General features: G+C 39.9%; 16 protein-coding genes. 3 read left to right on the plus strand and 13 right to left on the minus strand.

Features of this window, described 5'->3' with window-relative positions:
* Positions 1 to 36 precede the first annotated feature (36 nt).
* The 13 genes from ACRD67_RS18605 to ACRD67_RS18665 form a co-directional block, all read right to left on the minus strand.
* Entirely contained in the window at positions 37 to 1,323 is a 1,287-nt protein-coding gene (locus tag ACRD67_RS18605) for an HlyD family secretion protein (RefSeq protein ID WP_430968747.1), read from the minus strand.
* A gap of 2 nt (positions 1,324 to 1,325) precedes the next feature.
* Complete coding sequence (locus ACRD67_RS18610) at positions 1,326 to 3,575, minus strand: peptidase domain-containing ABC transporter (RefSeq protein WP_430968748.1); 2,250 nt, start codon at positions 3,573 to 3,575, stop codon at positions 1,326 to 1,328.
* A gap of 138 nt (positions 3,576 to 3,713) precedes the next feature.
* Positions 3,714 to 4,910 (minus strand): hypothetical protein, encoded by a 1,197-nt coding sequence (locus ACRD67_RS18615; protein ID WP_430968749.1) that lies wholly within the window; start codon positions 4,908 to 4,910, stop codon positions 3,714 to 3,716.
* Between the two features lie 221 nt (positions 4,911 to 5,131).
* Entirely contained in the window at positions 5,132 to 5,305 is a 174-nt protein-coding gene (locus tag ACRD67_RS18620) for a hypothetical protein (protein ID WP_430968750.1), read from the minus strand.
* A gap of 516 nt (positions 5,306 to 5,821) precedes the next feature.
* A complete protein-coding gene (locus ACRD67_RS18625) occupies positions 5,822 to 6,649 on the minus strand; it encodes a helix-turn-helix domain-containing protein (RefSeq protein ID WP_430968751.1) in 828 nt (275 codons plus the stop codon).
* A gap of 122 nt (positions 6,650 to 6,771) precedes the next feature.
* Complete coding sequence (locus ACRD67_RS18630; RefSeq protein ID WP_430968752.1) at positions 6,772 to 7,224, minus strand: GNAT family N-acetyltransferase; 453 nt, start codon at positions 7,222 to 7,224, stop codon at positions 6,772 to 6,774.
* Between the two features lie 27 nt (positions 7,225 to 7,251).
* Positions 7,252 to 7,695: an SRPBCC family protein gene (locus tag ACRD67_RS18635; protein ID WP_430968753.1), complete on the minus strand. Its 444-nt coding sequence runs from the start codon at positions 7,693 to 7,695 to the stop codon at positions 7,252 to 7,254.
* A gap of 65 nt (positions 7,696 to 7,760) precedes the next feature.
* On the minus strand, positions 7,761 to 8,993 hold the full coding sequence (locus ACRD67_RS18640) for a DUF3999 family protein (RefSeq protein WP_430968754.1): 1,233 nt from the start codon (positions 8,991 to 8,993) through the stop codon (positions 7,761 to 7,763).
* Positions 8,977 to 11,349, minus strand: coding sequence for a DUF2339 domain-containing protein (locus ACRD67_RS18645; protein ID WP_430968755.1), 2,373 nt, complete (start codon positions 11,347 to 11,349; stop codon positions 8,977 to 8,979). The genes ACRD67_RS18640 and ACRD67_RS18645 overlap by 17 nt, the downstream gene beginning before the upstream one ends.
* A gap of 127 nt (positions 11,350 to 11,476) precedes the next feature.
* Positions 11,477 to 11,992 (minus strand): SRPBCC family protein, encoded by a 516-nt coding sequence (locus ACRD67_RS18650; RefSeq protein WP_430968756.1) that lies wholly within the window; start codon positions 11,990 to 11,992, stop codon positions 11,477 to 11,479.
* A 4-nt stretch (positions 11,993 to 11,996) separates the two neighbouring features.
* Positions 11,997 to 13,160: a serine hydrolase gene (locus tag ACRD67_RS18655; protein WP_430968757.1), complete on the minus strand. Its 1,164-nt coding sequence runs from the start codon at positions 13,158 to 13,160 to the stop codon at positions 11,997 to 11,999.
* 19 nt (positions 13,161 to 13,179) lie between these two features.
* Positions 13,180 to 13,419 (minus strand): hypothetical protein, encoded by a 240-nt coding sequence (locus ACRD67_RS18660; RefSeq protein ID WP_430968758.1) that lies wholly within the window; start codon positions 13,417 to 13,419, stop codon positions 13,180 to 13,182.
* A 35-nt stretch (positions 13,420 to 13,454) separates the two neighbouring features.
* Complete coding sequence (locus ACRD67_RS18665; protein ID WP_430968759.1) at positions 13,455 to 13,913, minus strand: SRPBCC family protein; 459 nt, start codon at positions 13,911 to 13,913, stop codon at positions 13,455 to 13,457.
* Between the two features lie 189 nt (positions 13,914 to 14,102).
* Between ACRD67_RS18665 and ACRD67_RS18670 the strand changes: the two genes are divergently transcribed.
* Genes ACRD67_RS18670 through ACRD67_RS18680 form a run of 3 tightly spaced genes read left to right on the plus strand, consistent with a single transcriptional unit; the run spans position 14,103 to position 17,389 of the window.
* On the plus strand, positions 14,103 to 14,996 hold the full coding sequence (locus tag ACRD67_RS18670) for a peptidyl-prolyl cis-trans isomerase (protein ID WP_430968760.1): 894 nt from the start codon (positions 14,103 to 14,105) through the stop codon (positions 14,994 to 14,996).
* Positions 14,947 to 16,431 carry a peptidylprolyl isomerase gene (locus ACRD67_RS18675; RefSeq protein ID WP_430968761.1) on the plus strand — a complete coding sequence of 495 codons (1,485 nt, stop codon included), beginning with the start codon at positions 14,947 to 14,949 and terminating at the stop codon, positions 16,429 to 16,431. Before ACRD67_RS18670 ends, ACRD67_RS18675 begins: the two co-directional genes overlap by 50 nt.
* Positions 16,432 to 16,435: 4 nt before the next feature.
* The gene (locus ACRD67_RS18680; RefSeq protein WP_430968762.1) at positions 16,436 to 17,389 is read left to right on the plus strand and encodes an AAA family ATPase; all 954 of its coding nucleotides are present in this window, start codon (positions 16,436 to 16,438) and stop codon (positions 17,387 to 17,389) included.
* Positions 17,390 to 17,487 lie beyond the last annotated feature (98 nt).

Raw genomic sequence — 17,487 nt, forward strand, 5'->3', positions numbered from 1 at the left:
CCTTATAAGGCAGCTAGTTTTTGATTTTACAAAATTCTAGCGTTCCATTATCTGCTTAATTTGATAGAAAAATCGTTCCAGTAATCTCAAATCTTCAGTAATGATTTCTGCTGTACAACTCATTTCTTGTTTAAAATTTATTTTCTTCTTGTAAGATGTAATCAGTTCAATGGGCAAAACAACATCGACTAAATAAAAGCCATCATTATCCGGGATTTCAGAAACTTTCTCAACTCGACCTTTTAGAATGCCATATTCATGGTGAGGGTAATTAACAAGCTTAATATTCACGTTCTGCCCTAATTTTATCTTACCGGAATTAGTTAAGGGAGTTCTCAATTTAGCAACGAACAATTGATTCTTAGTTGGAATAATCGTAAACACCAAATCTCCCTGGCTAACAGTTTGATTAACACTCCAATAATTCATATAAGAAACTTTTCCGTTCATATTCGATTTCATCAAGTATTGATTTTCCCAATCTTTAATGCTTTTCTTGAGTTGATTAAACGTTTGAATAACATTTTTCAATGAAATCAGTTCCTCCCGAGTACGATTAATTTCGGTTCCTTTTGAAATTCTGTAGGCGTTGCTAATTTCTTCCTTTGTTTGGGAAATTAAGGTTTCAAAATTTTTAGAATCCCTTTGTGCCTTCTTAAATTCCAATAGCTTATTATCATAATCTTGTTCTGATATTACCCCTTTGTCCAATAGAGTTTTATTTCGTTGCAACTCTTTGTCTATAAACTTTATCTCAGATTGATAAATTTCCTTTTGGGATTGTAAACTGGTTAATCTCTTTTTGAGTTCCAAAATTGAATATCTATTAGCGACAGCTTCGTTCAAATATGGTTTTAACTCCTTATTAAGTAGGTACTCTATGTAATTATTTTCAAATAAAGCATAGTCAGAGTCAATCTCACCAAGTGATAAAATAGGCATTGAATTTAAGGGATAATTAAAAAACTGGTTGTTAACGACAATAGTATCAATGGTAGATTTTAACCTTATAATGTCTTCAAAATTTGCTGTATTTTCTATTACCGCCAGTGGAGTATTGATATTTACCTTTTGATTGTCTTTTACTAATAAAGTATCCAATCTTCCTCTTGACCTGGAATAAACCTTTTGAGGCGGTACTTTTGTTGTTATTATAGCCTGACACTGAATAACATCAGGATATTTAATCAGCCAAAAAGAAATAAACATGATAACTACAGCTAAGAAAATAAGCGTTGTGCCCCACTTTAAAATACCTATTGGGGTTTTTTCCAATATTTCCCTAATCTGCTCACTACTTGGTTCTATTTCGTCAACTTTCATAATCAATTACCCAACTCCAGTTGATTTTTAACTAGTTCATAATATGCCCCCTTTTTGCTGACCAATTCATTATGTTCTCCTTCTTCGATAATTTCTCCTTTTTCCAATACAATAATATTATCCGCCTTTTTTACAGTGCTAAGGCGATGGGCAACGATTACCACAGTACGATTCTTAAAAAAGAGATTTAACTTTTCGATAATCTCATCTTCATTTGTTGCATCTAAGGCACTAGTAGCTTCATCCAAAAACAAATATTCGGGTTCTTTATAAATGATTCTTGCTATTAAAATCCGCTGTTTTTGACCTCCACTCAGTCCTAGACCGCTTGCTCCAATTCGGGTATTGTATCCTATAGGTAAAGTCTCTATGAAGGATTCTATATTTGCAATTCGGACAGCTTGCACCAATCTTTCTTTATCTATTAATCCTTCTGAATCCGATTCGGTAATATTACGGGCTATCGTATCGGAAAAAACATATCCTTCTTGCATAACTGCCCCACATTTACTTCTCCAAAAAGACGAACTAAAATTGTTTAAAGAGGTATTTCCAATTTCTATGTTTCCCGATGTTGGAATTACTATTTTTAACAAGTGTTTTAACAAGGTCGTTTTTCCGCTACCGCTAGCACCAACGATGGCAGTCACCTTGCCTTCGGGGATAATCAGACTCAAATTTTTCAACACCAAAGGTGAATGTTTGCTTCCGTATCTAAAGTTTATGTTGTTTAGTTTAATCGTTTTATTGATGGGAAGCTTCGTTACACTGTTTTCTTTTTTATTTTCTTCATCTTTTTTAATATGGACTTCTGAAATTCTTTCTAAGCTGATTTTAGTGTCCTGGGCAACTTGAATAAAAGTTAATAGGTTATTTACAGGAACATTCAGTTGACCAAGTATATACTGTATCGAAAGCATAGCTCCAAGAGTTAAATTCCCATCAATAACACCTTTGGCTGCCAAAAAAGTTATTACAATGTTCTTAAGCTCATTGACAAAGGTTCCACCTGTGTTTTGAATTTGCTGCAGCGCTAAACTTTTAACTGAGACTTTATATAAACGGGCCTGAATAGTTTCCCATTCCCATCTTCTCCTTCTTTCAGATCCATTTAGCTTAATTTCCTGCATACCATTGAGAAGTTGAATAACGCTACTTTGATTACCTGATGACAGATCGAAACGTTTATAGTCCAATTCTTTTCTCTTTCTTAAAAAGATAATTGTCCATGCTAGATAAATGACTGTTCCAGCCAGGAATACGATAAAAATTGTAAAGTTGTAATAGATTAAAACAAGACTAAACACAAATATGTTTACGAAAGAAAATAAGGACCCAAAGGTTGAAGAGGACAAAAAGTTTTGAACTCTATTGTGATCCTGCATCCTTTGCAAGAGATCTCCAATATTTTTTCTTTCAAAGAAAATAATTGGCAGTTTCATCAATTTCATTAAGAAATCTGATAACAACCTTATATTTATTCGACTGGTCATATGGAGCATCAACCAGTCTCTGATTATTTGTACAGATGTAGTACTTGCAAAGAAAACTAATTGCGCAATCAGTATTAAATAAACAAAATTTAGATTTTGATAATTAATGCCGTAATCGAATACAGCCTGGGTTAAAAATGGCAAGGCTAATTGTAATAAAGTTGTTATAATTAGCCCTAAAAAAACCTGCCCTAAGATTTTGGTATATGGTTTAAAGTAGGGTTTCAAGAATTTAAACCCAATTCCTGTTTTTGGATTTTCTTCTTCACCTTGATAAAAAATAGGGGTTGGTTCAAGCAATAGCACCAACTCTTCGGAGTTTATCGATTTATTCTTTTTGGAAGACCATCCGTCGTTGAATTCTTCTTTAGAGTAGGTAATAAGACCATAGGCGGGATCAGAAACGTATACTTTATCTTTTTCTACTTTATAAACAACAATAAAGTGACGTTGCCTCCAATGAACTATACATGGCAACGGAGCTTCTGTTGCGAGTGTTTTGAAGTCTATGGTTGCGCCTAAGGAGTGCATTCCTATTATTTCTGAAGCTTCCGCAATACCCGCAAAAGAAGAACCTTGTCGGGTTATATGAGTCTTTTCACGTAAGAAATCATTATCATAAACCCTACCATAAAATTTTGCTATGATTCGAAGACACGTAGGACCGCAATCCATTTGATCCAACTGCTTATAAAAGGGGAACTTTTTTTTAGCAGGGCTCCTAATTTTTTCAAACATTTCCCGTAGTGTTTTTTTCATAGGCTTTTTGAAATAATTCAACTAAATGGATTATTGTTTGTAAATTCTATTTTTTGAGTAAAATGAGTTTTCCTAAAATCTTAAATGAAGAAATGCAACTAGGGTTAAATACCATCAAGTAAAAAACTGTCATATGCCTTACATTTGGTTCAACTCAAGAAATTTGGAAAATGTGAAGTTATAAGGCTGATTAGACATGTCAAATTTCTTAGTCTGAGAAATCCATTTATCTCTTGTGAATATGAACATGCTTTTGATCATCAAATAAATTTTTAAACCGTCATTTGTAAATAGCATTTCCGCGCCAATTGAGTGATTTTCAATTAATGACAAGTCTTGATAACATTTTCCCAAATAAAAATGAATTCGACCTAAAGCTTCGTGTCTCTTTTTTCCACTGAAGATGCCACGAGCCAAACAAGCATTTAGACAAGTAAAAGTTGTATAATAAGTATAGAGCGCATGAAAAATTATATACAAACTTCGCGTCTCAGTGGTTCCATTTCCCAGATGTAAAGTTTGAATAATCGTAGAAGGGTCAGTTTTTATAAATTTGGGTATATCATATATCAAAGTGTTAAATATAATGTGCCCTGTTTGGTGTGCAATATCATCAATAAAAAAAACCTCATTGTATTCTTCTTGGTATGCATTGATGAAGCCGATTCCATGTGCACTTAGCGCAGCAAAAGAATTTCTTAAGGTAGTGTCTACATTAAAGATTACAATTTTTTTGGTTACTCTATTGATTAGTTCAAAATGGGCGGGAATAGTTTGTTTTAAAATATCGAAAACCCTATTTAAATTTTCTGAATGACGTGCGGTTATATCGCTAATTTCTACCTCTAGTTGAGTTTGATTAACGTCATGATAAAATTGATTTAAAAGCGTAATGGGATACTTAAGTATTTCAATCCTCGAATTCTTAATATATTTAAGAGGTTCAAATTTATGTTTACATTCTTTTCCATTAACTGTCAGGGTTAGTTCCCCATTTTCAAGAGTATTTAACTCGTATCTATTTTGGGCCTCACAGTCTACAAACCACCCAAGGTTTGGCAAATAAACTCTTCCAAACTTATCTGCGGTTACTTTCAAATTTTTGAGTCTTAGATGAGGCTTTATATAGCCATAAAGTATAGCGTTCAAATCTGCTTTGCTTTCCTTTTTACTTTTAAAATAGGCAAACAAAAGTGGTTCTTGATAAATACAATCATCGTTAAAATCCAAGTAGTCAAATATTCCGATATCATTTTTATACAATAGGACTTTTATATTTTCAATAAGGATATTTTGACTTTCTGCAATATTTTTATGTATACTAGAGGCTTTCATTTATGTAAACAAATATTCCGTCCAGAGAAAGAATCATTCCGTCGTCGGGTGTTTCTAAAAACACGTCAATGAGATTTTCTTTAAGAAGATTATCAAAAGTGAACTTTAGAAAAAGTTGTCATTTATGAATTTCAAGATTTGTAGCCAAAAACAGAAAGACTGTCTATTTAACCAAGACAGTCTTTATTTTAATAAAATCAAAACAATTTGAATTATTTTGATTAATGGTAAGCATTCATGGCTTCAGCTATCTGCAAAGCTAACTTATGAGCTTGGCCCCAAAAACCATGGCAGTCACCTTGACCCCCACCTTGGACTTTTTCAAGGACATCACTAGCTTGGATTTTTTCAGCTTTGGTCTTAAACTCAGCCAGACTTAATCTTGTTGTTTGCATAATTCAAAGTTTTAAAATTAGTAACCTTACCAAATGACTATACAAAACACAGTACATAAATACTCTTCATTAGGTTTGTATATAGTAATTAATATTTAATTAAGTAAATATAGCTATAGAAGGAGAGGTTTGCTGACACAATGTAACAGTCGTAGTGTTTTTTGTAATAACCGATAAAAAATTTCACTTCGATACCCCACATGAAGTAACTCTATTACGACTTCACGAAATAGTTAATGCGGTCTTACTCATAGAAATTTTCAAAAATCAATTGGAGCGACTGTTTGTCAAGTGTGAATTCAATTAAGATTTGCTTAATTCATTTTTGAAATCAGCTGCTCTTTTAGGGGCTCGTCAGCATCTTTCTCCCATGGTCCTTTTCCGCCTTTTGGTCATTTTTACGGTCCCTAGGACAATCCCCACGAGTGTTAACGTCATCACGAGGTAGCGTGTATTAACTTGTTTGGTTTTAAGCGACAAGTTTAGCAAAGCATTCGTTATGAGTATAGTAAAAAATTAACCTGGCCGGTCTAGAGGAAAAAAATTGGGATCTTGGTTAAAGTCCTGCGCAATGAATTCCTGCGGATTGAAGCCCGAAAAGTGTTTGAATTCCTTGATAAAATGCGATTGGTCTGCATAACCACATTGATAGGCTACATGGGACCAAACAATTTTCTCCTTTTTTTGGATCTGTTGCAAAATTTCGTTGAACCTAAGGATCCGTTGATAGTATTTTGGGGTTAGCCCGATATACTTTTTACATTGATCGATAAGGTGTTTCTGGGTATGTGGATAGGTATCCATAATATCTTGATAGCTGCTGGCCGACTCTCTTTGCAGTTGGCCCATTAGATTGAGCAACTCCACCGGTGGCGCCAAGTTCTCGTTAAATCGCGCCTTTAACCAACGATCGCCGCATTCAAATTTTTCTACCGAGCTTTCCTTTTCCAAAAGAAGCTGCCTGAGTTCCAACAACTCCTGGTCAAAGATTGCTTCGGCAGGAAGAATCTTTTCGTTCAACTCCTCGATAGGAAAATGAAAAAAGGGATGGGCCCCAAATGCTTTGAATTGAATAACAAACATTTCGGATTGTTGATGGGCCGAAATAGAAATATAATTTCTGTGCATTCCCGATACCCAGACCTTGGTGAATTCCGCATTGGGTTTTAGCGTGGTGTTGTCAAAAGTATTCCGTTTTATACCATCTAACTCAAAAATGATAAAAATATGTCCGGTGGGAATAACGCGCTCTATGGAATGATCTGGAATAAAGTCCTTAAAATGGAATACGGATTCAACATATTGATCAAAGGGAGGCGAAAGGGTATGGGTTTCAAATAACATTCACATAGTTTTTATGGTTATGGAAAAACAAATCAACTTTTGTGCCCGGGCTTTTCAAATGTAAATAACATCTCCTGCCCATTCAATTGTTTGAAATTTGGAAAACCGGGCAAAAAATACGTTTAAGCTAGCCTTTTTTCAAAGCAGATGCTGTTTTCAACGCCTTCATAGGGACTGTAATTTAAAATGATCCGATACCCGTTCTTTTTGTACAGGCCAATGGCTTCCGGTTGTTTCTTGCCGGTTTCCAGGATACATTTTTCATAGGAGAGTTCGCTGGCCCAAGCCTCGAGCGCTTTAAGCATCTTGGTAGCAATGCCTTTTCCCCTGCCTTGTGGCGTGGTATACATTCGCTTTATTTCCACCATACCAGGTGCGTACTCCTTTAATGCCCCACAACCTACGGCTTTGCCCTTTTCATAGGCTACAATGGCGTATTTTATTTGATCAATTTTATTGAATTGGTCATAAAAAGGATGGTCATCGCCGTCCCTTATGGCCAGATCGGCATCCAGCTGTTTTACTAGGGCCACAAAATCAGCATTGGAGGCATCAGTGCGTACTATTTTTATCATTTCCTTAGGCACAAGATCAAGGTGGTTTTAGGGAGTCTTTTCCGCAAAGGTCTTAAAATTGTCCAGCCATTTTTGTACCTGTTTTTTGAACATCCCTGGAAAAAGAAAAGCCATGGCCCTGGGAACGAATCCCCTAAAGGCGGTATACTCAATCTCCGATTCGTACCTGGTCCTCGAATCGCTTAAGGAAACAAACCTGCATTCCATGCTATTGTCCATGTGTTTGTGGTGGTAATGGGCCAAGAATCTATCGGGTAGGCTATTGTCCATAATGGTTTCGGTAAGTTCCATTTCTCCCTTGCCCATTTTATAGCGCATTTTGGAAATGGCACCATTCTCACCAGCGGTGCCCTCTAAGAGGGTCTTGTCCAAAAAACCTTCTTGATATTCCCCCAAATATTGGGGGTCGCCAAACAATTGGGCCACTATGTCCTGTGGTCGATCAATTTCAATGGTACAGGTAAATTTCATGGATTAGGATTTTAATTGTTCTGCTTGCGTTTGGATCCTATCCAAATTTACTATTTTTCCAGAGATTACTTCTTTCGAATCATATTGAGCGAAAACCACCCCAATACCAGTATAATAATCCCCATAACAGCCCACAACCAGAACTTGTTCTCGAAAAGGGCCGAAGATGTTTCCACTGGCGTTTTGGAGAGGAGGGATTCTACCCCTAAGGTCAACGGCGCTGCATTTTTTGGAATACTTTCCAGAAAGCGGCTCAGGTCATATTTTGGCTTTACGGCATAGGGGTTGCCATAAATAAGACTGTAACGGGCCTCTTTGGCAAAGCGCACGTCCAACCAATATTTATGTCCTTCCACGACTACCGATTCAATTTCGAGCGGTTCGTTGTCCTCGTTCTCGATTTGGATTTGGATTTTTGAGGCGGCGGTACTCGGGAACTCGAACCCGTTTTTTTCCAGGGAACTTAAAGTGCCTGCAAATAGGGTGGCATAATTGTAACGCCAGCCCTTTTCGGTCTGTATACTATCGAGGACATATTTTATGGTAATAGGGCGGTAGTAGTCCAATTGGTCTTTGCACCTGATCTCTATATGGCTTACGGGTACCTTTTGCTCCAAACTTAGGTTTACCGCAGTACGCTGCGTCTTTGGTTCCTGGGCAATATCGAGTTTCTTGACCGGGTATTTGATCTTAGTGGCCGGAACTGTGGTGATCTTGCCTATTTGTGCTCCTAGGAGTTTGGGATCTGTCCTGCTCTTTACCCCAATTCTAAAATAACGGTATTTGGCATTTGTAAAACGAAGGGTGGTAAATTTATAGTCGGTCAGTTCATTTTTAATGGCCAGTATCCGGTAATCCTCCAATAGGGTAAACCAATTCTGGTTGTCCTGACTTCCTTCCAGGGAAAGGAGCCAATCAAAATTGGGAGTGTTAAAATCCAGTCTTATTTCATTAATGGTCTCGCCCTTGGGAATCTGGTAAGTAACGTAATGTTTCTCAGCAGTACTAACGGCGTTTATTCGTTCTATATTGACCCAGTTGTAGCTATTCTTTTCTCGTGATTCACGGAGGATATAAGGCGCCTCAATGGTATCGTTGTCTTTGGTAATGCCCAAAATTCGGATATCGGATAAATCCTTGGAGACTTTGTTGAATATTGCATTGGGTAATACCACCTGGTGCCAGTTGGAGGTGACTCCACTGAGCTCCCGTTCATATCTATACCCATCCGTTTGTCCAATAACGCCGAACGAATGGCCCAGAAACAGAACAAAAACCAAGCTAGCTTTCCGACTCATTTGCAATGCTGTTTTTAAATCGGTTATATAGAAAGGAAATAATCAGTAGTAGCACCCCTAAGGCCACAAAAACGATGGTCTTGGAAATTGTGTTTAGATGGGAGATGTCGTAAAGGAAGAGTTTGATCAGGGTAATGCCGAACAAAACAATGGCCCCGATACGTAGGTATTGTTTCCTTTTCCAAATACCCAGCACAATCAACAATAGGGAATAGGTGCCCCAAAAAATACTAAGGCTTAGTTTATGGGATTGATTGGCCCCTGCTAGATCCATCCAATGGAGCAATTCGCTACTGGCGACCCAAATAATACAAATATGGAGCATAAATTCGAAAGGAACCCTAAAATTTATTTTCATAAAGGCTTGCTTACCATAGTGGTAACAGCTCCACAGTAACATTGCTGCACAGACAAAGCTAACATAGCGTATGCCGATGTTCATGGGACCAACCGTATAGAATTCGCCCAGTGTTTGATCCAGATAGCTTTCCCTTAATTCGCTAAGTGCATAAAGGCCAAGGGTTAAAAATAATAAAAGAGCCAACATGCTTAGAACGAGGTTTACTATCCCCATAAGCCGGTTTCCTATTTTCGTGATATTGAAAAGCGACATGGCGCCCAGAAAGATCAGGGAGTAATTCAGGAGCCATATGGTGTTGTAACGTCTTAGATCCCAATTATAGATCCGGTTGTTATAGGTTTGATCGTCCTGAAGAATCAGCCTAGAATCGGCGTACAGTTGCTCCCAGTACGTATCGATTTCTATTACAAACGCGAAGTAAAGTACAATTCCTAAAAGTACGGGGGTTACCACAGAGAACATGCTGGCCAAGACATTGCTCGGTATCTCGGTTGTTTGGTATTTGGAACTACGATCAAGATAGGTTACTAACCCAAGGGCAGCGGCCACTGCCATAGAAGTAAAAAAATTGATGTTCAACAGAGGCGTCACACGCAACTCATCGGGATTTTCAAAGGAAACGCTAGGTACCAAGATCCAATCATGTACCAGGCTAAAAAAGGAGAGTACGATAAGCGGATAGGCCAATCTTTCATACATGGCAACCCCTTTTGTCCTGCCTATCCAGAAAAGCAAAGCGGCTTCAAAGGCCCATAACAAGCTTACCCAATTGCCATCCAATTGCACAGGTACGGCAATGGTAATGAATACCAGTACCAGGCCGGCAATCATATAAAAAATGTTCTTTTCAGGATGTTTCTGTCTAAAGAACAACACACTGACTACAAAATGGATCAGGGCATTGCCCAGGGTAAACAGTCCCAAATATGCGTTCCCTTGTTCCTGACCAGAAACTAGACCGTACCCTATACCATAAAAAATAAAGGAATTTGACATCACGAGCAGTACGTCAAAGGCCGAAAATTTTTCCTTGCCTATCATCTTATAGGCAATAAAAGTGATATAAAAAATGAGGAAAAAGAGCAATAGGAAAAGTAGCGCCAAAGCAAAGTGCCGCTCTGCCTCATAGGAGATGACTACCCAGGGAACATAGATAAGCCAGGTTAGTACAAACGCACTGAAGAAAAGCGGCTTCCAATACTTCTTGAAGGCGATGATCAGGACCCCGCAATTGAGAATCACCATATAACTGTAGAGCACGGCCACCTTTCCGGAACCGTCACTCAACAAAAAAGGTACCGCATAAGCTCCTACCAGACCCAGGACGGCAATAATCTGTTTGTTGTAGTTTAAAGCGGCCGTAATGGTAAATGCCGTAAAAACGACCATCAATGCAAAGGTTATACCTTGGGGTATAAGCTCATAAAAATCGTATGCAGCGTAGGATATAAAATACAGTATGGTCATGGCGCCGCTGACCAGTACCGAACTGTAATTTTCGTAATTTGATTTTAACCGTATGCCAAACCCCAGCAGAACCAAACCACTTGCATAGCCCAGTACAATACGGGTAAGTGGACTTATTAGATTGTGTTCTATGGAATATTTGGCGCCTATGGCCACTCCTATAATCGTGATTATGATCCCAATCTTATTGATGAGGTTCTCCCCGATGAATTTTTCCCAATTGGACCTCGCGTTTCTTTTAGAGGGCGTACCAACTGTTGCAGGTTGTCTCCCAACAGAATCTTCCTTACTGGAAGGAGCGGCATGGGCCTGGGGAACGATAGGGATATCTACTTCCGGAGTTTTATCCGTTCGCTGTGGGGCAGCGGGTATTTCTTCCTTTTGCACCGGTTTCCCATCTTCGGATGCCTTTAAGCGCAAGAGCCCCTTCCGTAGCTCGTCAATTTCACCGGAAAAGGCCTCTTGTCTTCTTAAAAGGTGTTCCAACTGTCGGGAAAGCTGGTCTATTTTCTCCTGGTTATCGGCCATTTGGTTATTTCGAAAATGCTATCACAGACCAAACTAGGTAAATTTTCACAATAATTTGAATTCTACTTCACGGAAAATTACAAGCTTCGTTTGTAATGGTAGGGAAAATTCCTGTTTTTGAGCGTATTTACATATTCACAAATTCAAATCCGGCCAAGGGAATATTTCGCAGATCAAATTCTGTCTCGTTCAACAGGATGCCATGTTCCAAATAGGCCTTGAGATTGGCTAGCCAAAAGGTCCATCCATTGCTGCAACCATGATGGATGTTAAGTCTGCTCTCCTCATCGGTAGGGATTTCGTATTGTCTTAGCGATACCAGCACCGCATTGCCCTTATCCTCCAAAGTGATGGATACTTTGCTTACCCCCGCAAAGGAAAGTTCCAAAAAGTCCGTTCCATTGGCCTGCAAAACCATACCTTTTTCCTGTCCGTCCCAGTTGTGCCATTCCCAGATATAGGTATCGCCTGCCGCTATGGCCTCGGAGCTGTCCCGTTGTCTCCCATCTTTCTCGCTATATACGGCATTCCTTAAGAACCAAGAGGTGATTCCTTCCGTGGTGCCCCAGCACCAGTACAATTTTTTCATAGGTGCCTTTATATGGATTTTTTTGGTAAAGGCATCGAAGCTTAGGTTGCTCATTTTTTTACTTTTTTCGTTTTAACTCGTAGTTGTATATTTCCCTACCCAATGCAGCCAAAAAGGGTATTCCCAGGTCGTCGTATTCATAGACATCATCATTAAAAATGCCGTCTTTGTTGACCAAAATGGTCGCGGTCAGCAAAAATTCAATATGGTTTTTGGTGTCACTAATATAGGCACAGTCCGTTAAGGTACCATACGCATAACCTACCTTGTTGTATATCTTGATATGGGGGGGGATGTCTGCCTCCTCATCCCCGTACATAAAGAACTTTACATAGCTGTCATAGTAGGTTTCGGGATCATAGCCTATTGCCTTGGGCAGGGTATGCATCGCATTCAATAAGAACTTGTGCTGTTCCGTGCTAAGATCAAATCGCTCCATCTCCGAATATTTTTCAGGGAAAAGGGTACGCTTCAGTACCTCATGTTGGGCGTCTATGGGATAATAGTTTTTTAAACTAAAGTCAAAGGGTTCATGCTGTAGCATATCATCCTCGTAATAACCGCTGCCCTTTTTGATCCCGTTCATTTGCAAGGCCTTGGCCGAAGTGTTTATTATTGGCTCCGTGGGCGCTGTAGTACTGTCATTGAGATAGATGATAAGCGGTTTGGTTGTAATTTCATCGGCATTGGGTGTAGAGAGCCTATGGGCAATACGCATAGGGGCAATCCCTTTGCTCGCCAATTGCCGATTGATGTAGTCCTGACCCATAAACTCGAAGAGACGGTTATAGGCTTGGTTATCGCTAACCGCAAATATTTTTGAAATTTCTTCTGCGAATGTGGTTTCCAGGGTGTCTCCCTCTACATAAAAAAGGGTGTTTCGGGATAGGGAGTCCACCTGATTCAATTTTTCCAGGCTTAAAACGGCGATTGGAAATTTTACGGTACTTGCGGGATAGAAATAGGAGTTCTCATCTACCTGAAAATCCAAGTCAGTAAAGAAAACGCTGTCATTTTTTCTATCGATTTGGGTATACCGTACCTGCAGCTCGTGCACTTCCACATGGTCCATCACTCTTTTTATATTGGGGTCTTGCGAGGAAAGGGCGAGCTTCAGTGGATTTGCTGACTTGGTTTGTGGCGTACAACTCCCTAACACCAATACGGTAAGTAGGCATAACTGCCTCCAGGTTTTACATTGCATGACCTGTAATGGTATCATTGCTGCAGCTTATATGGTGTCAACCCTCATAAATCTCTCCCCTATGGGGTGCCAAGGCGTCCCGTACGGGTATCATTGCGTCTTCCTCGACCACCATAAACGCTATGCTGTGCATCGTGCTGTGTGCCTTATGGCCGGTAATATTCAGATGTAACGCCTGCAACGCTATGTATTCCTTTAGGTGTTTTTCATGATGCTCGGCTGTCTTATGGGCATCAGGCCCCCTAAAATCCCAAATCAGTTTAATTTTTCTATTCACTGTATAGGCTTATATCCAAAAAATCAGCTTATTTTCTACTCACTGTCCTGTACAGAAACCCCTTTCTCGGCAAAGGCCTTAAAGTCCTGTAAATATTTCAACGATTGTTTTTTAAATGCACCTGGCATAAAGAATGCCATTGCCTTCATCATAAAACCGGAAAAATGGAACTCGGTTTCCGAAACCCATTCGGTCTGCTGTTCATTTATTTCCTTAAAATAGTTCTTCTGTATATTGTGCACCCCCTTGGTGTCATAGGTTGCATGGAACTCTTCGGGGAAATTACGTGCCATAATGGTCTCTATCAACACCAATTCGCGCTTTCCCATTTTATAATGCAATTCGGTTTTAGCGCCATCTTCTCCTGGATTTCCTGACAGAAGCTCATATTTCACCAGCCCGCGTTGCCAATGTTTCATATTTTCGGGATTGTCAAGTTTTGCGATAAGCGCATCACGGGATAGGTCAATTGTAATTCGTGTAGTGTATTTCATATAGTTTTGGTTTGCGAAATCAAAATGGGACGCCGGTCGGTGTCTGGGAAAGGTAGCGTGTGTGTGATTTCATTTTGATTAGGTTTGTTCCACTAATGTACTAAATTATCAGTTTTGCGCCCTGGTAAAAATGTGTTAATCAATGTACATAAGTCTTGTTCAACCTAACGGATTTGTTATTTTTGCGGAATGCGGTTTTTGAAAAAATTCGGTTTTCGGTCACAATATCCCCTAAGCGCCATCGCCCTGCTGGTTTTTGTGGCATCCTGCGATTCGCTCTTTAACAAAAATGAAGACAAGGAACCTATTGCTAGGGTGGGCGATACCTATCTGTATAAAGAGGATATTGCCTCACTTTTGGAAAGCAACATATCCAAACAGGACAGTGCGTACTTTGTAACCAATTATATTAACAATTGGGCCTCCAAACAATTACTGCTTTCCAAGGCAAAAATAAACTTGCCGGAAGATAAGTTATCCGAGTTTGAACAGTTGGTGAACGATTACCGCACGGACCTCTACACAAGGGCCTACAAGGAAGCTTTGGTACAACAGGGGCAGGATACCACCATAAGCCCTTCCCAATTGCGACTATTTTATGAACGGGAAAAAGAAAATTTTAAGCTTAAGGAAAAACTGGTGAAACTACGCTTTATTGAACTTCCCAAGCAGTTCTTGAACAAGGAGGAGGTAAGCAGACGCATAAAGCGCTTCAATGCGGAAGATGTGGAATACTTGGATTCCATTGGCGTGCAATTCACAAAACTCAATTTTAACGACTCACTTTGGATAAGGGCTTCCCGGGTCATCGAGGAAGTTCCGCCACTGACTTTCGAAAACCAGGAGAGATACTTAAAAAAATCACAATTTTTTGAATTGGAGGATTCATTAGGGGTATATTTGGCTAAGGTTATCAATGTTTTAGAAGTCAACGATATAGCTCCACTTTCGTATATAGAACCCAATATTAAACAAGTGTTGCTCAATAGAAGAAAACTAAACTATATTCGAAAACTGGAAACCGAAATTATTGATGAAGCTATTAAAGAAAAAGATTTTGAAGTGTATGGACAAGATGAATAAAATAGGACTTTCGCTTTGTTTTTTATTATGGGGAAGCCTATCCGCAATGGCGCAAATAGATTCCATTCCCGATACCCAGATCGAACCGACAGAAGAGGTTTTGTTAGCGAGTGCAGACATTAAAAAGGATTCCACCAAGAGCCCAAATAGGGTAAAGTTGGATGGTATTTCGGCGGTTGTGGGCGATTATGTTATCCTGGATTCGGATATTGAGAAAACCTTGATCGACCTACGGAGTCAAGGTGCTTCAACGGCCGATATCACGAGATGTGGCCTTTTGGGGAAACTCATGGAAGACCGTTTATATGCGCACCAGGCCGTACAGGACAGTATCTTGGTTTCCGATGACGAGGTAAATGCCACCAGTGATAGACAAATACAGCAATTGGTGGCACAGGTAGGGAGTATGAAGAAGGTACTTAAATTCTACAAAAAGGAGGATGAGGTAAGCTTTAGGAAAGAACTTTTTGAAATAAACAAACTTCGAATCCTGTCCGAAAAAATGCAGCAAAAGATTGTTGGCGATATAGAGATTACCCCGGAAGAGGTGAGACAGTTCTTCAACAAGATTCCAGAGGCCGAACGTCCGGTATTCGGTGCGGAACTGGAAATTGCCCAGATCGTGAAGGAGCCCGAGATTCCGGAAACCGAAAAGCAAAAAGTCATAGACAAGTTAAATACGATTAAAGCCGATGTGGAGGAAAACAATGCGAGTTTTAGCGTAAAGGCTATTTTGTATTCGCAGGACCCAGGTTCCAAATCCAAAGGCGGTTTTTATAGTATGACAAGGGAAACCCCATTTGTAAAGGAGTTCAAGGATGTTGCGTTTAGCCTTCAGCAAGGGGAAATTTCCGAACCATTTGAAACTACCTTTGGGTATCATATTATCTATATCGAAAAAATAAGGGGTCAGGAATTGGATTTGCGCCATATCCTGATTTCGCCCGAAATCCCACAAAGTGCTATAGAAAAGGCAACGACCCAGTTAGACAGTGTACGGCAAATGGTCTTGGACGGCGAGCTTACGTTTGCCGAAGCGGCCTTGAAATATTCCGATCAAAAGGAAACGAAATTCGATGGGGGAAAATTGCGGAATCCGATAAACTTTGATTCCCGCTTTGAGCTCACCAATATGGATCCCACGCTGTACAACCAGGTCCGTAACCTAAAGGATGATGAAATCTCGAGACCGCTTTTGGAAGATGATCAACGGGGAGGCGCACCGAAGTATAAAATATTGAAAATTACTAACAGATATGATGAACATGTGGCCGATTTTGCCAAGGATTATATCAAGATACAGGAATTGGCCCTGCGCGAAAAACAGTTCAATGCCATTAAGGAATGGATGAACAAGCATATAAAGGATACCTATGTAAGCGTAAACGAGGGTAATAAGAGTTGCAATTTTGCTAACAATTGGGTAAAGGAATAATTGCATGTCAGACGTTGCCGCTATCAAGAGCTTAGTAGAAAAACACCATGCCCTAAAGACAGAGATCGCCAAAGTCATCATTGGTCAGGACGCAGTGATCGATCAAATCCTGATTTCCATTTACACGGGCGGGCATTCACTCCTAATAGGGGTTCCCGGTCTTGCAAAAACCTTGATGGTAAACACCATAGCACAGGCCCTGGGCTTGGATTTTAAACGTATACAATTTACACCAGATCTTATGCCCAGCGACATTCTGGGCAGTGAGGTTTTGGATCAAAACCGAAATTTCAAATTTATCAAAGGCCCGGTGTTCTCCAATATTATTTTGGCGGATGAGATCAACCGTACCCCGCCGAAGACGCAAGCCGCACTTTTGGAGGCCATGCAGGAACGTGCCGTTACCATCGCGGGTCAACGCCACAAACTAGCTTTGCCCTATTTTGTATTGGCCACCCAGAATCCTATTGAACAGGAAGGGACCTACCCTTTGCCCGAGGCCCAGCTGGATCGTTTTATGTTTGCCATAGAGCTTAAATACCCCTCTGTAGCCGAAGAAATCCAAGTGGTAAAGGCAACAACTTCAGATGATGAGGTAACGGTAAACGCTCTCTTTACGGCCGAGGAAATTTTAGCCGTGCAGCATTTGGTGCGGCGGATTCCGGTGCCCGACAATGTGGTGGAATATGCGGTAAATCTGGTGAACAGTACACGCCCAGTCCTGGAGACCACTTCTGATTTTGTGCGACAGTATATTGACTGGGGAGCGGGACCAAGAGCATCACAGAATTTGATTTTGGGCGCCAAGGCCCATGCCGCCATCCATGGAAAATACTCTCCGGACATAGAAGATGTACAGGCCATCGCCATGGGCATCCTCCGGCATAGGATCATTAAGAACTATAAGGCCGAAGCCGAAGGGATATCCGAGGAGGATATCATTTTGAAACTGCTGTAAGTTTTTTTGACTTTCCCACACTTATTGTAGGTAGGCGCTATTTTGGCCAAAAAAATGCGTTTGTATATCGTTTCTTGGAACTATTTTCAGAATTTCTG

Origin of the sequence: Eudoraea algarum (assembly GCF_050589645.1) — a bacterium.
GTDB lineage: Bacteria > Bacteroidota > Bacteroidia > Flavobacteriales > Flavobacteriaceae > JBNGOQ01.